16 protein-coding genes are annotated in these 20,525 nt (G+C 61.3%); 3 read left to right on the top strand and 13 right to left on the bottom strand.

The features are described from left to right. Nucleotides 1-148: 148 nt before the first annotated feature. The 11 genes from ACTNBB_RS04860 to rpmE form a co-directional block, all read right to left on the bottom strand. The gene (locus ACTNBB_RS04860; RefSeq protein ID WP_441056912.1) at nt 149-2,302 is read right to left on the bottom strand and encodes a ribonuclease R family protein; all 2,154 of its coding nucleotides are present in this window, start codon (nt 2,300-2,302) and stop codon (nt 149-151) included. Nucleotides 2,303-2,570: 268 nt separating this feature from the next. Further along, a complete protein-coding gene (gene ftsX, locus ACTNBB_RS04855; protein WP_154515997.1) occupies nt 2,571-3,491 on the bottom strand; it encodes a permease-like cell division protein FtsX in 921 nt (306 codons plus the stop codon). Further along, nucleotides 3,478-4,695 carry a cell division ATP-binding protein FtsE gene (gene ftsE, locus ACTNBB_RS04850; RefSeq protein ID WP_441056910.1) on the bottom strand — a complete coding sequence of 406 codons (1,218 nt, stop codon included), beginning with the start codon at nt 4,693-4,695 and terminating at the stop codon, nt 3,478-3,480. Before ftsE ends, ftsX begins: the two co-directional genes overlap by 14 nt. Before the next feature lie 449 nt (nt 4,696-5,144). Further along, nucleotides 5,145-6,086 (bottom strand): transketolase family protein, encoded by a 942-nt coding sequence (locus ACTNBB_RS04845; RefSeq protein ID WP_441014998.1) that lies wholly within the window; start codon nt 6,084-6,086, stop codon nt 5,145-5,147. Nucleotide 6,087: 1 nt separating this feature from the next. After that, nucleotides 6,088-6,918: a transketolase gene (locus tag ACTNBB_RS04840; RefSeq protein WP_154516003.1), complete on the bottom strand. Its 831-nt coding sequence runs from the start codon at nt 6,916-6,918 to the stop codon at nt 6,088-6,090. Between the two features lie 207 nt (nt 6,919-7,125). Beyond that, nucleotides 7,126-8,016 (bottom strand): YitT family protein, encoded by an 891-nt coding sequence (locus tag ACTNBB_RS04835; protein ID WP_427717738.1) that lies wholly within the window; start codon nt 8,014-8,016, stop codon nt 7,126-7,128. 163 nt (nt 8,017-8,179) lie between these two features. Further along, complete coding sequence (gene prfB, locus ACTNBB_RS04830; RefSeq protein ID WP_441056908.1) at nt 8,180-9,328, bottom strand: peptide chain release factor 2; 1,149 nt, start codon at nt 9,326-9,328, stop codon at nt 8,180-8,182. After that, entirely contained in the window at nt 9,328-12,135 is a 2,808-nt protein-coding gene (gene secA / locus ACTNBB_RS04825) for a preprotein translocase subunit SecA (RefSeq protein WP_441056906.1), read from the bottom strand. The genes prfB and secA overlap by 1 nt, the downstream gene beginning before the upstream one ends. A gap of 156 nt (nt 12,136-12,291) precedes the next feature. Then, nucleotides 12,292-12,564, bottom strand: coding sequence for a hypothetical protein (locus tag ACTNBB_RS04820; protein ID WP_441048323.1), 273 nt, complete (start codon nt 12,562-12,564; stop codon nt 12,292-12,294). Continuing rightward, entirely contained in the window at nt 12,551-13,654 is a 1,104-nt protein-coding gene (locus tag ACTNBB_RS04815; RefSeq protein WP_441056904.1) for a hypothetical protein, read from the bottom strand. Before ACTNBB_RS04815 ends, ACTNBB_RS04820 begins: the two co-directional genes overlap by 14 nt. A gap of 191 nt (nt 13,655-13,845) precedes the next feature. Beyond that, nucleotides 13,846-14,271 carry a 50S ribosomal protein L31 gene (gene rpmE / locus ACTNBB_RS04810; RefSeq protein WP_154516018.1) on the bottom strand — a complete coding sequence of 142 codons (426 nt, stop codon included), beginning with the start codon at nt 14,269-14,271 and terminating at the stop codon, nt 13,846-13,848. 349 nt (nt 14,272-14,620) lie between these two features. Here rpmE and ACTNBB_RS04805 point away from each other — a divergent pair, with 349 nt between their 5' ends. From ACTNBB_RS04805 to ACTNBB_RS04795, 3 genes are all read left to right on the top strand, one after another. Next, complete coding sequence (locus ACTNBB_RS04805; protein WP_006235289.1) at nt 14,621-14,908, top strand: ACT domain-containing protein; 288 nt, start codon at nt 14,621-14,623, stop codon at nt 14,906-14,908. A 74-nt stretch (nt 14,909-14,982) separates the two neighbouring features. Beyond that, nucleotides 14,983-16,401 carry a citrate synthase gene (locus ACTNBB_RS04800; RefSeq protein WP_441056902.1) on the top strand — a complete coding sequence of 473 codons (1,419 nt, stop codon included), beginning with the start codon at nt 14,983-14,985 and terminating at the stop codon, nt 16,399-16,401. Nucleotides 16,402-16,488: 87 nt separating this feature from the next. Then, a complete protein-coding gene (locus tag ACTNBB_RS04795) occupies nt 16,489-17,331 on the top strand; it encodes a Cof-type HAD-IIB family hydrolase (RefSeq protein WP_441056900.1) in 843 nt (280 codons plus the stop codon). 118 nt (nt 17,332-17,449) lie between these two features. Here ACTNBB_RS04795 and ACTNBB_RS04790 read toward each other — a convergent pair whose 3' ends face one another. Then, the gene (locus tag ACTNBB_RS04790) at nt 17,450-18,244 is read right to left on the bottom strand and encodes a Cof-type HAD-IIB family hydrolase (protein ID WP_441056898.1); all 795 of its coding nucleotides are present in this window, start codon (nt 18,242-18,244) and stop codon (nt 17,450-17,452) included. 206 nt (nt 18,245-18,450) lie between these two features. Beyond that, nucleotides 18,451-20,271, bottom strand: coding sequence for an adenine deaminase (locus ACTNBB_RS04785; protein ID WP_441056895.1), 1,821 nt, complete (start codon nt 20,269-20,271; stop codon nt 18,451-18,453). Nucleotides 20,272-20,525: the final 254 nt, after the last annotated feature.

Genomic DNA, 20,525 nt, shown 5'->3' with positions numbered 1-20,525 from the left:
CGCTCTCTCGTAAACCTCCCAAAAAGGGACAGGTTTATTTTGGTAGGTTTTATCTCCCCTATAGCAGGCGGAAGACGCAAGCGCGCGAGCGGCAAGACGATTGAACCGCCACAAAAAAGGCAGCCCCAAAAGACCGCCCCGTTCTCTATCAATCACCAAATTCCGGCTCATGAATAAGCCTGAAATCCAAGTGCCCGCGGGTCGTGTTGACGCGCGAGACCTCGATGACCACGCGTTGCCCCAACTCAAAATGGCGCCCCGTGTCGGCACCCGTCAACGTGAGCGCGTCCTCGTCAAACTCGAACCACTCGCTTCCCAAGCTCTTAATCGAGACCAAGCCCTCGACCTGTGTCAGGTCGAGGCGCACAAAGAGGCCCATACTGCTGACCCACGAAATGGTTCCGGCATAGCGCTCGCCCAGACGATCCTCGTAATACTGGGCAATCTTGATCTTTTGCGTCGCATGGCTGGCGGCGTCGGCCGCACGCTCGGCATCGCTGCATGCACGGCAAATCTGCGGCAAGATGCGCGGCAGCGACTCGCGACCCCTGCCGATCAGCCGCGGCGTGCGCGCCAAGGCATCCTTGCCGCCCAGCTGCTCATACGCCAGCTGCAGTTTAAGCACACGATGGACAACAAGGTCCGGATAGCGTCGGATAGGGCTCGTAAAGTGGCAGTAGCACGGCGCGGCGAGCGCAAAGTGGCCCTCGTTGCGCGGCTTGTACAGCGCGCGCTGCATGCTGCGCAATAGCAACGTGTTGACAAGCGGGGCATTTGCCGTGCCAGCGGCAGCGTCAACCGCCGCCTGCAGCTCATCGGGACTTCCCAGGGCAATGCCGGCCGCGCGGCGATCGTCGATGATACCCAGCTGCGCCAGCGCCACAGCGGCCCCGTGCAAGCTGTCGGGGCTGGGATCCTCATGCACGCGATAGCATGCCTCAATATCGCGGTCTGCCAGCCACTCGGCAACGCACTCGTTGGCAAGCAGCATAGCTTCCTCGATGAGCGACGTGGCACACGAGCGCTCGCGGGCCACGATCTGCACGGGAATGCCGTCCTCGTCCAGCAAAGCGCGAATCTCCGCCGTGTCAAAGTCGACCGAGCCGCGCGCACGGCGAATGCGACGGCGTCGCTCGGCAAGCTCGTTGGCAGCGACTAGGAAATCGCTCAGATCCACGTCGTAGTCGCGGGCAGTCTCTTCGCAAGTCAAACCGCGCTCAAGCGCCTCCTCGCGCGACGCCTCGGCTGCAGCAACATCCTCGGCAGCACCTTCCAACACGGAGTACTCCACCGCACCGGCACGCACCAGCAACGCCTCGGCACCGTCATAGTCCATGCGCACGCGCGAGCGAATCACACTGGGATACGGATCGTAGTGGCGGACGTGCCCCTGAGCATCGAGCTCGATGTCAACGGTAAACGCCAGGCGATCCTCGTCGGGGCGCAAGGAACACAGGTCATTCGACAGGCGCTCGGGCAACATGGGGAGCACGCGATCGGCAAGGTACACCGACGTCGTGCGATGGCGAGCCTCTAGGTCGATGTGTCCATCCCAGGCCACATAATGCGATACATCGGCGATATGGACACCCAGCTTGTAGCCGCCCTGCGTCGTGCGCTCCAAAGAGATGGCGTCGTCAAAGTCGCGCGCGTCGACCGGATCGATCGTGATGATAAAACGGTCGCGCAGATCACGGCGAAGCGGGTCCTTAAGAGCTGTCGCCACGTCGAGCGATAGCTCCTCGGCCTCGGCAAGGGCGGTCTCGGGATAACTATCGGTATAGCCGTAACGAGCCATGACATATTGAACGCCCAAGTCGGGTGCATCGTCGCCGCCAATGCGGCGCTCAAGAGTCACGGTGCCCGATTCCAAGCGTGTCGGATAGGTCAAGATGCGTGCGACGACTGCATCGCCCGGATGCACGCCTAAACGCTCCGCCGAAGTATCCTCGGGCAAAATAAAGAAATCGGCCTTGAGACGCGAATCAAGCGGCTCGATCACACCGAGGGGGCCTGCCGTCTGATACGTGCCCACCACGCTTATGGCCGCGCGCTCGACAACGCCCTCGATCACGGCACGGCGATCGCCGCGCGGTCCGGTCTTAATGCTCACGGCCACGATGTCGCCGTCCATAATCTCGCGCTTGCCGCGACCCATAACCTTATAGTCGCCATTATCGGTGACAACATAGGCGCTGTGCTCATGGAGCTGCACGCGGCCCGTCAGGCTGGGACGCCGCTCGCTGCGCACCGGCGCTCGCTTGTTGCGAGCGCTACGCTTATGTTTGTTATTGCGCCCCATGGCGCCTCCTTACTATCTGTTGCGGGGCCCGCAGGCGCATCCGCATCATGTCAAAACACTGTGCAGGCCTAAACCGCACGCATCAATGAGTCTACCCAATCAACAACAGGGCACGCACCTCGCGTCATGATCCCTATGTGACGGAGAAAATCGAATTATCGAGACAAGCCGAACTGCCGGTGAGCCCTTTTCCTCCGTCGCACGGGAATCAAAAAACGGGCCACCCCAGAGCGGGACGGCCCGTTAGCAAAACTAATTCCAGCTGTGTCTACACGCGCAGGTAGCGACGCATGGCAATGGCGGAACCAAAGAGACCGATGATCACGCCGACCAGGATCAGTGCGGCATACGTCACCAGGTAGTATTGCATCGGCAGCGCAAACGACATCCAGCCAATGCTCTCCTGAAGACGCGGAACCAACAGGTTGCGAAGCAGCTCCAAAACACCGATGGAAAGCAGCGAGCCCAAAACGGCCTGCAGCACGCCCTCGGTGATAAACGGACCGCGAATAAAGCCATTGCTGGCGCCCACCAGGCGCATGATAGCAATCTCGCGGCGGCGAGCCGTAATCGACAGGCGAATCGTGTTGTTGATAAAGATGAACGCGATAAACGTCAGCAAACCAACAAGCACAACGGCAGCGATGCGGATGTAGTTCGTCACCTGGAACAGGCGGCTCACTTCCTCCTGACCGTACAGAACGCTCGCATCGACGTCACCGTCATCCGCGATCTTCTGGAAATCGGAGTTCTTCTTGAGCTTCTTGGCCGTGCTCTCGACCTGGGACGGATCGTCCATCTCGATCGCGAACGAAGCAGGCAGCGGATTCTGGCCATCAAGTGCGCTCAGAGTGGCGTCGGCGTTACCCGACATCTTGCTCGTGTACTCGGCCAGCGCGTCGTCCTTGTCCTTATAGGTCACGGACTTAACGTTGTTCCACGTCTTGAGCTCACTCTCGAAAGCCTGGACGTCGGCCTGGTCGGCGTCATCGCTAATAAACGCGTTGATAACAACCTGGTCCTCAACGGTGCCGATCACGGAGTTCAGCATCGCGGAACCCATGATGAACAGGCCGATGATAAACAGCGAAAGGAAAATCGTGATGACGGCGCCGAGCGAGGTGGTCCAGTTACGGAAGAAGTGGCTCATTGCCTCTTTGAGCGAATAGCCCACGTTAGTTGGTGCCATAGTTGCCGTAACCTCCCCTCTCCTGGTCGCGGATAACGTGGCCGCCCTCGAGGGCGATCACGCGACGGTGCATGCTATCGACCATCTCGCGGTCGTGCGTGGCGACGATCACGGTGGTGCCGGTGCGGTTAATACGCTCGAGCAGCTTCATGATGCCCAGCGAGATCGCCGGGTCGAGGTTGCCCGTCGGCTCGTCGCAGATCAGCAGCGGCGGACGGTTGACCATAGCGCGGGCGACGGCAACGCGTTGCTGCTCGCCACCGGAAAGCTGGTCGGGCAGCGAGTCCATCTGATCGGCCAGACCGACCAGGCGCAGCACCTCGGGCACCTGGCTGCGAATGACGCCCTTGGGCTTGCCGATGCACTGCAGGGCAAACGCCACGTTTTCGTAGGCGGTCTTTTGCGGCAGAAGCTTAAAGTCCTGGAACACGGCGCCAATCTGGCGGCGCAGGAACGGAACCTTGCGGTTCTTGATCTTCATGAGGTCCTGACCGGCAACCAGGATGCGGCCACTCGTCGGCTTGACGTCGCGGTTGAGCGTCGATAGCAGCGTGGTCTTACCCGAGCCGGAGTGACCGACCAGGAAGACGAACTCGCCCGGATAGATCTCGATGTTGATGTCGTCGAGTGCGGGCTTGTTGGGCTGTGCCGGGTAGATCTTGGTGACATGCTCCATCAGAATGACGGGCTCGACACCGGCCTGCTTGGCCATCTTCTTGCGGCTGGCCTGCGGATCGATAGGCGCGAACACCGACGTAAAATCGGGGTTGTTGAGCGCATTGTCAAGACTTGCGACCTCGGCAGCCTGATCATTCTCGACCATGGGCGCAGCGGGCTGCGTAGGATCGGGAATGCCGGCAAAGAGGCCGGACTGCGCCGGCTGCGGCGCGGGCGTAGCAGGAGCCATGGGATCGGGAATGCCCGCCATGGTCGGCTGAGGCTCGGCTGACGTCTGAGGCTGGTTCACGCGAGCAGTCACCTTTTGGACGGGCTCAAAGCCCGCAGCGGCAGAAAGCTCGGCATCGCTGGTGGGATTGTAGGCAAAGGGATCGGATGCCGGCCGTGCCTGATCTGCCGGCTGTGCGGGGGCCTGGGCAATATGCTGGCCCTCTGAATCCGGAGTGGCGAAACGTGTGCCCGGGACACCTTGCCGTGTCTTGGGGGCCTCATCGCCCGCACCGGAGGTACGGAAGTGGTTACCCACTGGTGCTCCTTATCATCGTGCGTTTAAACTACATGAGCGCTTTGTATTTTAGCAGCATTAGCTTCACTGCACATAAGAAGCATGGCAGGGTTTTGGTCTCACCGGCCGCGCACAGGGCTACCTCCCAAATCGTCCTCGGACATGTCGGAGTCCCCGCTGCGCCCTTCGCGCTGCGGGGACTCCACCGTCCTGGGGAATGATTTGGGAGGTAGCCCTGTGCGCGGCCTGCGGCTACTAAGGAGTCGCCGCGTTTTTCTTGGGGTGCTGCATATACAAAGTTGGAAGGGCTGAGTTGCACTTTGCTGGTCTGGGCCCGCTTCCCGGAGGAAGCCCTTGCTTGGTGCGGGCCCGATTTGTTTGTTACCGACAAAACAGGGGCGCCCTCTTTGGGGGCGCCCCTGTTCTGGCTTGCTTACGGTTGCTGAAGCGATACTTTGCCTCGTCTTGCCCTAAGCCAAGAACTCCTTGGTGGTTGCCACGATGTTGGCGGCATCCAGGCCGTACTTGTGCAGGAGCTCGGCGCCCGGGCCGGACTCGCCAAAGGTGTCGTTGACGCCAATCTTCTTGAGCGGCGTCGGGCACTGCTCGCAGAGCACGTCGGCAACGGCGCTGCCCAGGCCGCCGATCACGGAGTGCTCCTCGACGGTCACGACGTGGCCGGTCTTGGCGGCGCTCTTGACGATCAGATCGGCGTCGATGGGCTTAATGGTGTGCATGTTGATGACCTCGGCGTCGATGCCCTCGGCAGCGAGCTGCTCGGCAGCCTCGAGAGCCTCGCCAACCATCAGGCCGCAGGCGATGATGGTCACATCGGCGCCCTCACGCATGACGATGCCGCGGCCCGGCTCGAACTTGTAGGTCTCGGGGTCGTTGATGACCGGCGAGGCCAAACGGGCAAAGCGCATGTACACGGGGCCGTCGCACTCGTAGGCGGCGCGGACCACGGCGCGGGCCTCCACGTCGTCGGCCGGGACAATCACGGTCATGCCAGGGATAACACGCATAAGGGCGATATCCTCGCAGCACTGGTGCGTGGCACCGTCCTCGCCCACCGAAATACCGGCGTGCGTGGCGCCGATCTTGACGTTGAGGTGCGGATAGCCGATGGAGTTACGGACCTGCTCAAAAGCGCGGCCGGCGGCAAACATGGCAAAGGTGCTCGCGAAGGCAGTACGACCGGTGGTCGCGATACCGGCGGCGACACCCATCAGGTTGCTCTCGGCAATGCCCACATCAAAGAAGCGGTCGGGGCAGGCGGCCTTAAACTTACCGGTCTGCGTGGCGGCGGCCAGGTCGGCGTCGAGGACCACAAAGTCGTCGTGCTCGGCAGCGAGCTCAACGAGGGCCTCGCCGTAGCTTACACGCGTGGCGATTTTCTTGACGTCTGCCATCCTAGAGCTCCTCTCCGGCGGCCGTGAGCTCTGCCATGGCCTGCTCAAACTGTTCATCGTTGGGGGCCTTGCCGTGCCAACCAACCTGGTTTTCCATAAAGGAAACGCCCTTGCCCTTCATGGTCTCGGCGATAATGGCGGTAGGCTGACCCTTGGTGGCGCGAGCCTCGGCAAAGGCGGCGCGAATCTGACCGAAGTCGTTGCCGTCGGCGAGCTCCACCACGTGGAACTTAAAGGCGCGGAACTTGTCGGCGAGCGGCATGGGATCGTTGACCTCCTCGACGGGACCGTCAATCTGCAGGCCGTTGTGGTCAACGATCACGCAGAGGTTGTCGAGCTGCTGATTGCCGGCAAACATGGCGGCCTCCCAGACCTGGCCCTCCTCGCTCTCGCCGTCGCCCAGCAGGGCGTACGTGCGGTAAGTATCGCCCCAGTGCTTGGCGGCGACGGCCATGCCCACGGCGGCGGAGATGCCCTGGCCCAGCGAGCCAGTGGACATGTCGACGCCCGGGGTATCGTTCATGTTGGGGTGGCCCTGCAGGTGGCTGCCGATATGGCGCAGCGTCTCGAGGTCCTCCTTGGGGAAGAATCCGCGCTCGGCGAGCACGGCGTACAGACCCGGAGCGCAATGGCCCTTGGAGAGCACAAAGCGGTCGCGGTCGGCCTTGCGAGGATCGGCCGGGTCGACATTCATTTCCTCAAAGTACAGATAAGTCATGATGTCGGCAGAGCCGAGCGAACCGCCCGGATGGCCGGACTTGGCAGCGTGCACGCCGGTGACGATGCCCTTCCTTACCTCGTTGGCAACCTTTTTGAGCTCTTCGTCGCTCATTGTGCCTTCCTTTCATCCTCTTTAGACAAGATGCGCACGGCGCAGAAGGTAATCCCAACCCAGCCGCAATGCACGTGCGCCATTCATTATGCTGGAAACTGAAGGCTTTACCAGAGTTTTTATCATTATTTGAATAATTTAGCTGGCAGACCCGCTGATGAATCGGTTTATCAATGTGAACGTCTTTTGGATGGAGCGCAGTCTGCCCTACGCGTTAATGTCCTTGAACCCCTCGCCGAAGGCTTCCGTAACGTCGGCGACCGTCACGATAGCTTGAGGATCGCGCTCACGCACGATGGTCTTAAGTGTATTGAGCTCGCGGCGGCTAACGATCACCATAATCACCGGCTTCTCCGCGCCCGAATACATGCCGGTCGCCTTAAATTTAGTGCAACCGCGACCCAGACCATACATGATATCGGCCGCGATATCGGGGAAATTCTCCGAGATGATGAGCACCATACGGCGCTTGTTGCCGCCATCGACCACAGCGTCGATCACATAGCCGCTAATCACCATCGAAAGCCCTGCATACAGCGCGTTCTCTAGAGAGAAAACGGGGGCCGATGCCGCGCATACGGCGACATCGATCGCCATGACGGTCGAACCCACCGGCAGCGAGGTATTACGCGAGATAATCTGGCCGATGGTGTCGGAGCCGCCGGTGTTGGCGCCGGCGCGTAACACCATGCCGTAACCAATGCCCGTGATAATGCCGCCCCACATAGCGGGAAGCATCAGGTCTGCATCTGCCAGAGGCGCTACAAACGGGGCAAACAGGTCGGTAAAGAAGCCCAGTAGCACAAAGCCTGTCGCCGTCTGTACCACATAGAACATGCCGCCCTCGCGCATTACGACCAGCAACAGTAAGGCGTTCATCACGATGGTTTGGATACCGACGGGCAGCGACACGCCCCGCGCGGCACCGACCGCCTGGATAATAGTCGCAAGGCCCGTAACGCCACCGGCGGCAAGACCGTTGGGAATCAAAAACAGGTCGGTCGCGATGGCCGCCAAAGCGCACCCAAGCATAATCTGGGGCAGATCGTGGAAGAAGTTCATTGAAAGAATGCGCTTAATATCCAGACGATATGCCATGCTACCCCCCTCAAAAAAGCGCACCCCATTGGGTGCGCTTTGAACTTCTTACCGTATTTGATTCTACCGATTCGCCAAGGAAAAACCACCCCGCGGCGGGTTTGCTCTGGATATAAAACCGCCCTGTCCAGAGTTTAGTGTCGGTCCGTGACTCACCCGGGGCTTAAGCGGACGGAGACTCCGCATCAGCATTGCCGGTAGCCCAGCGATGGTAGCCGATCACAAACGGATCCAAGTCGCCATCGTCGAGAACGGCGTCGACGTTGCTGGTCTCCACGCCCGAGCGCAGGTCCTTGACCATCTGATACGGATAGAGCACGTAGCTGCGGATCTGGTTGCCAAAGCCAATCGTGGTCTTGGGACCGCGGATCTCGTCGAGCGCCTCGGCGCGCTTCTCGAGCTCAATCTCGTACAGGCGGGCCTTGAGAATCTGCATACACGCGGCCTTGTTCTGAATCTGGCTGCGCTCATTTTGGCAGGTCACTACAATGCCGCTGGGAAAATGCGTCACGCGCACGGCGGAGTCGGTAGTGTTGACGCCCTGGCCGCCCGGGCCGCTTGCGTGGTACACGTCGACGCGGATATCGTCGGGGTTGATCTCGATATCGATATCGTCGGGCAGCACCGGAATGACCTCGACGCCGGCAAACGTAGTCTGTCGACGCTTCTTGTCATCAGTGGGGCTAATGCGCACCAAACGGTGAACGCCGGCCTCGGCACGAAGCATACCGAAGGCATCCTTGCCCTCAACGGTAAAGGTCGCGCGATCAATGCCAATGACCTCGGCAGCGGGGCAATCGTTGATGGTGACCTTCCAGCCGCGGCGCTGGCAGTACTTCATGTACATCTTAAAGAGCATGAAGGTCCAGTCCTGCGCCTCCAGGCCGCCCTGTCCGGGCTTGATGGTCACAATCGCGTCACCGTGATCGAACTCGCCGGTAAACCAGCTCGAAAGTTCGAGCTCATCGATGGCGCGCGCCAGACGATCCGCCGTGGCGGCAGCCTCCTCATGCAGTGCAGCGGCATCGGGGTCATCGCCCATTTCCTCGGCAAGTTCCAGCGCCGCGCGGGCATCGGAGAGCTCGCCGCGCGCGGTATCCACGGCGGCGATATCCTCCTTGGCGCGCGCAATCTCTTCCATCGTGGCGCGAGCGGCATCGGCGTCGTCCCAAAAGCCGGGAGCGACGCTCTTGGCCTCAAGCTCGGTCACGTGGGTGCGCTTCTCGTCCAAATGAAGATACGACTCAACCTCGCCGAGCCGGTCCGCAAACTTGTCCAGCTCGGCGGGCGTTACCTCTAAAGCCTCGGCCATTAACGATTCCTGCCGTGGCAGTACTTGAACTTCTTGCCGCTGCCGCAAGGGCACGGTTCGTTGCGACCCACGTTGACATACGGGTCGTCGCTCTCGGACTTGCGGTAGGTGGTCACCTTAGCGCCGTTGTTGACAGCTGCCGGTCCGCCCTGGACGGCCGTGCGAGCCTGTGCCCGTGCCTCCTTGCGCAGGACCGAGTTGCCGTTGTCGCCATCGACGTCGGCGGGGCCGGAGAAGCGCGCACCCTCGAGCGCGGGCTCTTCCTTGTGCTCGACGGCACGCGGGGCGGCCTTGATCTCGATGCGCAGGACGGTGCGCAGGTAATCCTCATACATGGTGTCAACGAGCATCTGGAAGGCACCATAGGCCTCAGTCTTGTACTCGACCAGCGGGTCGCGCTGACCAAAGCCGCGCAGGCCGATACCGGTCTTGAGGTAGTCCATCTCCTGCAGGTAGTTCATCCAGCGGGTATCGATGACGCGCAACATAACCTGAGTATTGAGCTCGCGCATGAGGTCCTCGCCCAGGCGCTCGGCCTTCATGTTGTAGCACTTCTCGACGTAGGCTAGGACATCGGCAGCAAGGGCCTCGTAATCCTCGTCGGGGAACTTGGGCGTATCGATATGGCCGGTCAGCTCCACGACCCACTTGCGCAGGCCATCGAGGTCACGCTCGCCGTCGTGGCTGTCCTTAGTGCAAAACTCCTGCACGCAGCGGTACACGGTGTCGTGCATGACCTCGGTGATGTGGTCGGTCAGGTCCTTACCGTCCAGAATCTTGTTGCGCTCGGCGTAGATAACCTGGCGCTGCTTGTTCATCACGTCGTCGTACTCAAGAACGCTCTTGCGCATGGAGAAGTTGATGCTCTCGACCTTGTGCTGGGCGCTCTCGACGGCCTTGGAGATGATCTTGTGCTGGATGGGCATGTCGTCGCCCATTTCTGCCGTGACCATCATCTTGGAGACGCGGTCCATCTTGTCGCCACCGAACAGGCGCATCAGATCGTCCTCGAGCGACAGGTAGAACTGGGTCTCGCCCGGATCGCCCTGACGGCCAGAACGGCCACGCAGCTGATTGTCGATACGGCGGGACTCATGGCGCTCGGTGCCGATGACGGTCAGACCGCCGGCCGCAAGCACGCGCTCGCGCTCGGCCTTGCAGGTCTCCTTGGCCTCGGCGTTAAACTGCTCGAGCTGCTCGGGCGTCACGTCCTCCATGGTCAGGCCCTCGTACTCCAGGCGCTCGCGCACCAGCTCGTCGGGGTTGCCGCCCAGCAAGATGTCCGTACCACGACCGGCCATGTTGGTGGCGATGGTCACGGCGCCGTAGCGTCCGGCCTGGGCAACGATATGAGCCTCGCGCTCGTGGTGCTTTGCGTTGAGGACCTCGTGCGCGATGCCGCGCTTGGTAAGGGCGGCCGACAGCTTCTCGGAGCTTTCGATGGAGACGGTGCCGACCAGGACCGGCTGGCCCTTGGCATGACGCTGCTCGACATCATTGGCAACGGCGTTGTACTTGGCCTGGATGGTGCGGTACACCAGGTCCTCGTGATCGACACGCTTCACGGGCTTGTTGGAGGGGATGACCTCGACGGGCAGCTTGTAGATCTCGCGGAACTCGGCATCCTCGGTGAGTGCCGTACCGGTCATGCCGGAGAGCTTGTCATACAGACGGAAGTAGTTCTGCAGGGTGATGGTGGCAAGGGTCTGGTTTTCCTCGCGCACGAGCACGCCCTCTTTGGCCTCGATGGCCTGGTGCAAGCCCTCGGAGTAGCGGCGGCCCTCCATGATGCGGCCGGTGAACTCATCGACAATCTTGACCTCGCCGTTGGTAACGACGTACTGCTTGTCGCGGTGGAACATGTATTGGGCCTTCAACGCCTGCTGCAGGTGGTTGACCAGCTGGCCCGAAAGGTCGGCGTAGATGTCCTCGATACCCAGGCGGCGCTCGATCTTCTTGAGGCCGCGCTCGGTGGCGGCAATGGTGTGCTTGGCCTCGTCCATGACGTAGTCGCCCGTGGGCTCCACGTCCTCGGTGGCGGTGAGCATATCGTGCGACACGTCCTCGCCGCGCTCCAGCCCGCGCACGGCGCGCGCGAAGTCCTTGTAGGTGCTGGCCGACTTGGTGCCGGCGCCCGAGATGATCAGCGGGGTCCTGGCCTCGTCGATCAGGATGGAGTCGACCTCGTCGACGATAGCGTAGCTGTGGCCGCGCTGGACGCGCTGCTCGGGGCGGGTGACCATGTTGTCACGCAGGTAGTCAAAGCCAAACTCGGAGTTGGTGCCGTAGGTGACATCGGCCTGGTAGGCCGGGCGCTTAAGCTCGAGCGGCATGTTGTTCTGCAGCAGGCCGACGGTCATACCCAAATACTTGTAGATGCGGCCCATCCACTCGGAGTCGCGCTTTGCCAGGTAGTCGTTGACGGTAACGACATGCACGCCCTTGCCGGCGATGGCGTTAAGATAGCCGGCCAGGGTGGAGACGAGCGTCTTGCCTTCGCCGGTCTTCATCTCGGCAATATGACCCTCGTGCAGCGCCATGGCGCCGATGAGCTGTACGTCAAAGTGACGCATGCCCGTGATGCGCTTTGAAGCCTCGCGCACGGTGGCAAAGGCCTCGGGGAGCATGTCGTCAAGCGACTCGCCGTTAGCATAACGCTCGCGGAACTTATCGGTCTGGCCGCGAAGCTCCTCCTCGGTCATCTTCTCAAACTGAGGCTCAAGCCCGTTGATCTGGTCAACGATCTTGTAGTAGCGCTTAAGGTCCTTATCGGATCCAAAGGACAGCAGCTTTGACATGAATCCCATGTGGTTTTCCTTTTTTGGCCATCGCCCGTAGCGCACTGCACTGGGCGAGTTAAACACAGATAGTTGTACTTTAGCCAAACGGGACGCACGCTATACGCTCGACCTCATCCCCCACGTAATAACTACGACCGACCTGCCAAAAAGGGACGTTTTATTTTAGTGGCTACGGCCCAGATAGGCGCCGATAACTTTGCGCTGCTCGGCGCTCGCCCGATAGTAGACGCGAAGCTCGCCTTCGGCATCCAAATCAAAGCGCGCCTCGTCAATCAGGCCATTCTTGTGCGCGGTCATGAGCGCCTCCTGCATGCGCGGCCTTGCAAAGGCGGCAAACGATGCATACTCGGCCGCGAGATCGGCCATCACATCGTCGACGCAAGCCTCGTCATGGCAAACAAAATAATCGAGCATGGCATAGTTAAGCGGAAGCATCCCGATCACCGTCCTTTTTAACCATGTCGAGGGGATTCACGGCGATCAGGCAAATGCCGACGAGGTTGACGACGGCCGCCACCCATGCGACGGACGGAAGCGCGTAGCCGTCAAAGCCCAAGACCAGGCCGACGATAATCCACGTAAACAGCGGCGCTGTAAAGGTATAGGTGCCGTTGATGGCCATGCCCAGCGCCGTGCCGCACATGGAGTTGGCGCGATACCAGCTCATAAACGAAAAGTAGGCAGCAAAACCGGAGCAGGCGAAAAACGCGACGGAGGATTTGTCGGTGAGCGCTTGGGCGACAAGGACGTAACTCTGACCAAGGGGCTCTCCGCATGCCAAGGTTAGGACCGGCAGTACCAAGCACAGGTTGCCGACCCCCGAGACAAGCTGACGAATGTTGATGGCGATCTGAGGATCGATCATGCAGGTGGCGCGGCCGCCCACGCATCCCTCGACGCCCCAGCACAGGGCGGCTAACAGCGCCAGGCCCAAGCCAAGCGGCATGCCGGAAGATGCCTGCCCGCTCAGGCCGGCGCTACCGATCATAGCGCCGGCGACCACGCAGGCAACGATGCCGGTGACGACACGGGGGCTAAGCGGCTGTCGGTAGAGCACGCGGGCGAGCACCGCACCGATCGCGGGGTTGAGCGCGGCGATGGGCACGGCAAGCGTGCCTGCCTGCGAAAGCGCGATAACGTAGGCGGCAGAAGCGATGGGCCCGCCAATGAAGGCGGCGGCGATAACGATGACGCCGGGCTTTGAGGCGATGCAGCGGCCTAGGTCGGCGAGTTTGCCCTGACCGGCAGTGAAAAACGTGGCCCAGACGGCACTCAGCACGTCATTGACGCCCGAGGCGATTGTGGGCAAGATGAATACCGCCAAAAGGCCGGAGGGAGCAAATGCATCGAACCAACCGGCCCAAACGCCAAAGAGCTGACCGGCGGTAACAAAGGCCGTGTACAGCGCATACATGCAGCTCGAAAGAGCCGCGACAGCGATACCCTTCCTAAAATAGGCAGCATCGAGCGCACGCTTCTTTGCCACCGCGAGCTCGCGATTGCCCAAGGACGTCGATGTGTCCACGTAGCCTCCTATCGGTTACCTGCCAAAAAGGGACAGGTTTATTTTGGCAGGTTTTATCTGGGCAAACCAAAAATCCCCACCGTTCGGTACAAAGAGGGCGTGCTACTTTGCGTCGATAAGAAAAGGGCCGTGCACCCAATTGGATGCACGGCCCTTTTGCCATGAATGCGAGCGATTCCTCGGCGAGCTATTTACTCAGCAGCCTCGGTGGTCTCGGCCTCGGCAGCGGCCTCCTCGACGGGAGCCTCTGCGGGAGCCTCGGCGGCCTGCTTGGCAGCCTCCTCGGCAAACTTAGCGGCACGCTTGGCCTTCTCGGCAGCCTTAGCCTCAGCGGCGGCCTTGCGAGCGGCCTCGGCCTCAGCAGCCTTGGCGGCCTTGGCAGCCTTGGCCTCCTCGGCCTTCTTGAGCTGGGCGGCAGCGGCGCCACCGAACTTGTCGGCGAAGCGCTGGACGCGTCCACCGGTGTCGACGAACTTCTGCTGGCCGGTGTAGAACGGGTGGCACTCGTTGCAAAGCTCGACCCTCATCTCGGACACGGTAGCGTGCGTCTTGAAGGTGTTGCCGCAGGAGCACGTCACCGTGCACTCGACATACTGGGGATGGATACCCTGCTTCATGGTAGGACTCCTTATTGGTCAGGCGCTGGTTACCGATCAGCGCATAAGGCGTCTTGGTTTCCGACCAAGACAACAAACTCGGCTATGTTACCACGGCGTCGAGCGTCCCACAAAAGGTTCACGGTCTTTACGCCGGAGCGCACAGGCGAATCTGCCCGATCGCGGCGCCAACAGAGCCGCCCGAGCTGTCAAGAGTGCCAAAAATACACCCTACGAGACAAGCGCTCCATGTTGCAGACGTGTAACGCCGCAGCAAAGGTGCCCCTTTTTGCACAGGACAGGTACAATGATGAACACTGTACCGTAGCGGAGCGCCGCCGCGCGCCGCCAACACGCGAAAGGGTTTCCCATGGCCGAGATCTCGTCCTCCCGTATCGTCATCACCGTCCTTGGCAAGAACCGCCCCGGCATTGTCGCCGGCGTCACCCGCGTCCTGGGCGAAGCCAATGTCGACATCCGCGACATTACGCAGTCCATTATCGAGGACATCTTCACCATGACCATGCTGGCCGACACCGCCGAGTCCAAGCTCGACTTCGCCGAGCTGCAGAAGGCCCTGGCCGAGGCCGGCGAGCTTTCGGGCGTTAACGTGTCCATCCAGCGCGAGGACGTCTTTAACTTTATGTACCGCCTGTAGCGAACAGGCTGCGTGACGACGGCCCAACGTGCGCCCAGGCGCAACGTCGCCACATGGCCCGGAGAGGAGCGCACATGGCCTACGACGCCAAGAAAATCTATTACCGCTTCGACGACCACCTGAGCCGCCTGGTCTTGGACTACGAAGCAAGCCGCCAGATTTCGCCCGAAAGCGAAAATCTATACTACGGCCTGCCGACCGACCCTTATGACGAGGACCTGTTTGTCGAGCACGATGTCAAGCGCGGCCTGCGCAATGCAGATGGCTCGGGCGTGGTTGCAGGCCTCACTCGCATCTCGGATGTGCATGGCTACAACAAGGTCGACGGAAAGGTTGTGCCCGATCAGGGCAAGCTCACGCTTCGTGGCTACAGCATCGAAGATCTGGTCAACAATGCCCAGGCCGAGAACCGCTACGGCTACGAAGAAGTCGCCTACCTGCTCATCACGGGCTCTCTGCCCACCAAGGAAGAGCTTGACGGTTTTTGCGAACGCCTGGGTGCTTTTAGGCACCTGAGCGACGAATACGTCCGCGTGTTCCCCATGACCACGGTATCCTCGAGCATCATGAACGTGCTTCAGCGCGCCGTGTTGCTGCTCTATGCCTTCGATGCCGAGCCCGATGTAATCACACCCGAGCACGAGATCGACGTTGCCATTTCCATGCTGGCACGTCTACCCCGCATCGCCGCCTTTGCGCACATGGCATCGATCGCAAAGTGCCACGGTTCGGAGATGCACGTGCCGCACCCCACGCCCGGTCTCTCCACCGCCGAGACCATTCTGCAGGTCCTGCGCGGCGGCATGGCGTTCACCCGCGACGAGGCCATGCTGCTCGACGTGATGCTCATGCTCCACGCCGAGCACGGCGGCGGCAACAACTCCACCTTCGCCTGCCGCGTGCTGTCGTCTTCGGCCACCGACCCGTATTCCGCCTACGCCGCGGCTGTCGGCTCGCTCAAGGGCCCGCGTCACGGCGGTGCCAACGCCAAGGTCGTATCCATGCACGAGGACATTCGCGCGCATGTTTCCAACTGGGAAGACGATGACGAGGTCGCTGCATATCTGAGCAAGATTCTCGACAAGCAGGCCTTTGACGGCACGGGGCTCATCTACGGCATGGGACACGCCGTCTACACGCTCAGCGACCCGCGCGCCGAGGTCTGCCGCCACTACGCACGTTCGCTCGCCGCCAAGAAAGATCTGGGCGAGGAATTCGCGCTGATCGAGCGCATCGAGCGCCTGGCGCCCCAGGTCATGCGCGACCACGGCATGACCAAGCCTATCTGCGCCAATATTGACCTGTACACGGGCTTTATCTACAAGATGCTCGGCGTACCCGAGACGCTCTTTACGCCGATGTTCGCCGTGGCCCGCATGGCAGGCTGGTCGGCACACCGCATGGAAGAGCTCTTCTGCGCACACCGTATTATTCGCCCGGCATACCGTCCGGTAATCGAGCCACTGGAGTACAAGCCACTCGCCGACCGTTAGGACGCGCACCGTTATAGAGCACGAGCGTGGCCAGGGTATCACCGCCCTCGGCCACGCTTTTTATGCCAGCAGAAAGGGCTGCATCGAATGATTGTTTTTTCCGATATGGATGGAACACTGTTGACGAGTGACAAGCAGATGAGCGACGCCACCTGGGCGATGCTCGACGAGCTCGCACGTCGCGGCATTGAGTTTGTACCGTGCACGGGGCGTCCGCTGTCGGGCGTCTTTGAGGACATCCTCGCCCATCCTGCCGTGCACTACGCGGTCTGCGCCAATGGTGCTAGCGTCTGGCAGCTCGACGAGGATATGCCCACCGATGCCTCACGCGCCACGCGCATATTGAGCCGACCGCTCGACCGCGCCATCGCCCACCGCGTCCATAGCATTGCCGCTGGCCACGATGTGACCTTCGATATCTTCGCGGATGGACAGTGCTTCCTCCCCCGCTCGCTCTACACGCGCCTGGACGAATTCTGCGGCGGAGATCCTCACATCGCGGCATCGCTCAAGCGCACGCGAACGCCGATCGACATGGATATCGACAGCAAGATCGACGAGGTCGAGGTGCTCGAACGCATCGCCATGTACTGGCACGACCCAGCCGATCGCGATGCTATCGTGGCGGCGCTCGACACACTCGAAGGCATTGAGGTCACGCGTTCGTACGCCATGAATATCGAGGTCATGGGCGGGGGCGCCACCAAGGGAACGGCATTGGCTTGGCTATGTGGGCATCTGGGCGAGCCTCTCGCCGACGCCTGGGCGTTCGGCGACAACATCAACGACATCCCCATGCTGCAGGCAGCGGGCCACGGTACGGCGATGATCAATGCCGAGCCCGAGGACCGCGAAGCCGCCGGCGCCATCACCGAATACGACAACGACCACGACGGCGTCGCCCGCGCCATCATGGCCGCCCTCGCCTAGCAGCAGCAACCCGGCAGGGTAGCTAATTTGGGACGGGGCTTTTTTAGCTACCCTGGTCACAGTAGTCGTTGGGGGCACTCTTCGCGGGGCGCTGCAAGGACTGTCCCCATCTGCCGAATTAGGCGAGACTCTCCAGCACGCGACGGAGCTCCTGCTGGACGGCGTGGTCGCGGTTGCACCCCACCACGCGATCGGCGACTGCCTTGAGCGCGGGGCGCGCGTTTTCCATCGCGCAGCCCGTGCCGACAAAGCGAATGATCTCGTAGTCGTTCATCGAGTCGCCAAATGCCATGATCTCATCGCGCCCAATGCCGTAATGCTCCGCGAGCTGCGCGATGCCAGAGGCCTTCGACACGCCGGGCTGCATGGCATCGATCCACGCGTTGCCCGAAGGCGCAAAAGTAAAGAACTGGCCGAGCTCGCGCTGCAGTACGTAAGCGCTGTCCATAACGGCACCATCATCGCAAAAGATACTCGCCTTGATGATATTTACGCTGGGATCGGGCAGCTCCCAAATGCGCTCGGCATTGGGAAGGTCCTTATCGACCTCGCGTACGAACTTGCACTCGTCATCGAGCAAAAAGGACTTGGTTCGGTCAAAGAGTGCAAGATGCAAATTGGGAAACGTCGCGACGGCCTGGGCGAGCTTTCGAATCGCCAGGTGCGAATACACCTCGCGGTCTACCATTTTGCCGTCGGCGTAGACCTGGGCACCGTTAGCTGCGACAAAGTCCATCTTGTCGCGAACAGGCGCAAAGAACTCGCACAGGCGATCGTAGCGGCGGCCTGACGATGCGGCAAAATGCACGCCATGCTCGCGTAGCGCCAAAATCAGTTCGTAGGTCTCGGGAGGCACCTGGCCGTTTTCGTCAAGCAGCGTGCCGTCCATATCGGATGCAATCAGCTTAAACATAGTAAAGCTCCCTTCGGGCTTGCTGGAATCGAACGTGTATCCGATTCCAACGTACCCAAAGGGAGCTCAAATAAGACCCCGCAGTCATAAACGTTACATAGACCTGGCAAATAGCTCACGCGCGCCAGAGAGCCCACGGTCGCGGCGTCAGGCGACACGCCAAAGAGTGTCCCCAGCGACTAGTCGTTTAAGAACGTCCCCGATGACTAGTCGGCGTAGGTGAAGGTCGTGACGTCGAACATGCCCTCGGGGCGGATGCGGAGCGTCGGGATGACCGGCAGGGGCAGGAAGATGATGCCCATGATGGGGTCGAGCGGCGGCTCAATACCCATGGCGCGCGCCTTGACCATAAAGTCGTCGTGCTGCGCTGCGACATCCTCGGCCGTGCCCTCGCTCATCAGGCCACCGAGCGCCAGCGGAATGCGCGCCACGACCTCGCCGTTGCGCACCAGCACGTGACCGCCCTGGCCCACGGCCTCAACAGCAGCCATCATATCGGCGGCGTTGTCGCCCACCACGCACACGTTGTGCGAGTCGTGGCCGATCGTGGAGGCAATGGCACCACCGGTGATGGTGAAACCGCGCACCCAGCCGCGACCGATATGCTTGCCGACCAGGCCCAGGCCATCGGGGCCGTCGCCGTCGACGCCCTCGGCTTGCAGCGACACGCCGCGGCCATGGCGCTCAATCAGCATAATGCGGCGCAGGCCCTCGGCGCTCTCGGGGCGAGCCATACCCGTGATGGCCTTACCCGGCACCACGTCAATCACAGCCTCGCCCGGCTTAAAGGCATAGTCGAAAACGTCGAGCGAAAGCTTCGGCAGCTTAACAGAGGCGCGCAGCTCGTCGGCAAGGGCTGCAACCTCAGCCATCTCGGGTGCGATCTCGCCCACAAAGGCGCCATCCTGCGCCACCAGAGCACCGGCGGCATATACGCGATGCGGGGCCGTGGCAAACGTCAGATCGTTGAGCACCAGCAGGTCGGCACGCTTACCCGGAGCGATGGCGCCGCGGAGCTCATGCGGATCGCGGCAACCGTGGTCCAGACCAAAGGCCTCGGCCGTGGAAAGGGACGCCATGGAGATGGCGACCACCGGGTCGATGCCGGCCTCGATGGCCACGCGGCAGGCGTTGTCGATCATGCCGGTCGAAAGCGCGTCGGAGGGGGCGCGGTCGTCGGTCGCAAAGCAGCAGCGGCGAGCACGGGCGGGGTTTTCCAGCAGCATAGGCGACAGGTTGGCAAGATCATGGCTGCAGGTGCCTTCGCGCAGCATGACATACATGCCGCGGGATAGCTTGTCGAGCGCTTCCTCGGGAATCGTCGACTCGTGGTCGGCGATAATACCCGCCGCGGCATAGGCGTTGAGATCCTTGCCGGCAACAAGCGGAGCATGACCGTCAACCTGCTTGGACGGTGTCTGGTTGGCAGCATCGATGCGAGCGCAGGTCTCGGGGTCGGCCATAAAGACACCCGGCAGGTTCATCATTTCGCCCAGGCCAAAGACGTCGCCCGGATGCTCGGCAAAAAACGCCTGCATATCGGCAGCAGTGATGACGGCACCGGCCTGCTCGTCGGGCAGTGCGGGCACGCACGAAGGCATCATGTACTTGATGGAGATGGGCGCGCGACAACCGTCCTCGATCATAAAGCGCAGGCCGTCTAGGCCGGAAACGTTAGCGATCTCGTGACTGTCGGCAATAGCGGTGGTGGTACCACGCGTCGCCGCCATGCGCGCATACTCGGCAGGGCGGATGTTCGAAGACTCGATATGCAAGTGTCCGTCAATAAAACCGGGTGCGAGATAGCGACCCTGACAGTCGATGACCTCAGCTGCCTCGTACGTGCCAGCAGCGTCATCTCGACCATCGTAGAGAACACCGACGATCACGCCGTCCTTGACGGCGACGCTACCGGGCGCCACGCGCTGACCGTACACATCGACGATCTGCGCGTTGGCAAACAGCGTGTCGACGGGCACGCGGCCCTCGGCGGCATCGATCACAGACCTCATGACCTCAACGGACATACATACTCCTTTAACCGTAGAAAAAAGCTGCGGAGCGGACAGACCTTCACCGCAGCAAGCCAATAGCCATTGTATGCCCAAACGATGGGCCAGCAATACGCCCCTCTGCTTAACGGCACGCACCACTTGGCGCAATGGGGACAGGCTGCTTTGCACCAAAAAGAAACGTCCCTAAGTGCCAACCAGGACAACGCCGTAGGTGGAGGACGGACAGCGAGCGGACTCCAGAGCGAACAAATTGGCATGAAAAGAGG

This window comes from Collinsella sp. HCP28S3_B9 (genome assembly GCF_052066095.1).
Taxonomy (GTDB): domain Bacteria; phylum Actinomycetota; class Coriobacteriia; order Coriobacteriales; family Coriobacteriaceae; genus Collinsella.
The sequence above is the reverse complement of the archived record's forward strand: the minus strand, read 5'-3'. Positions and strand labels throughout refer to the sequence as shown.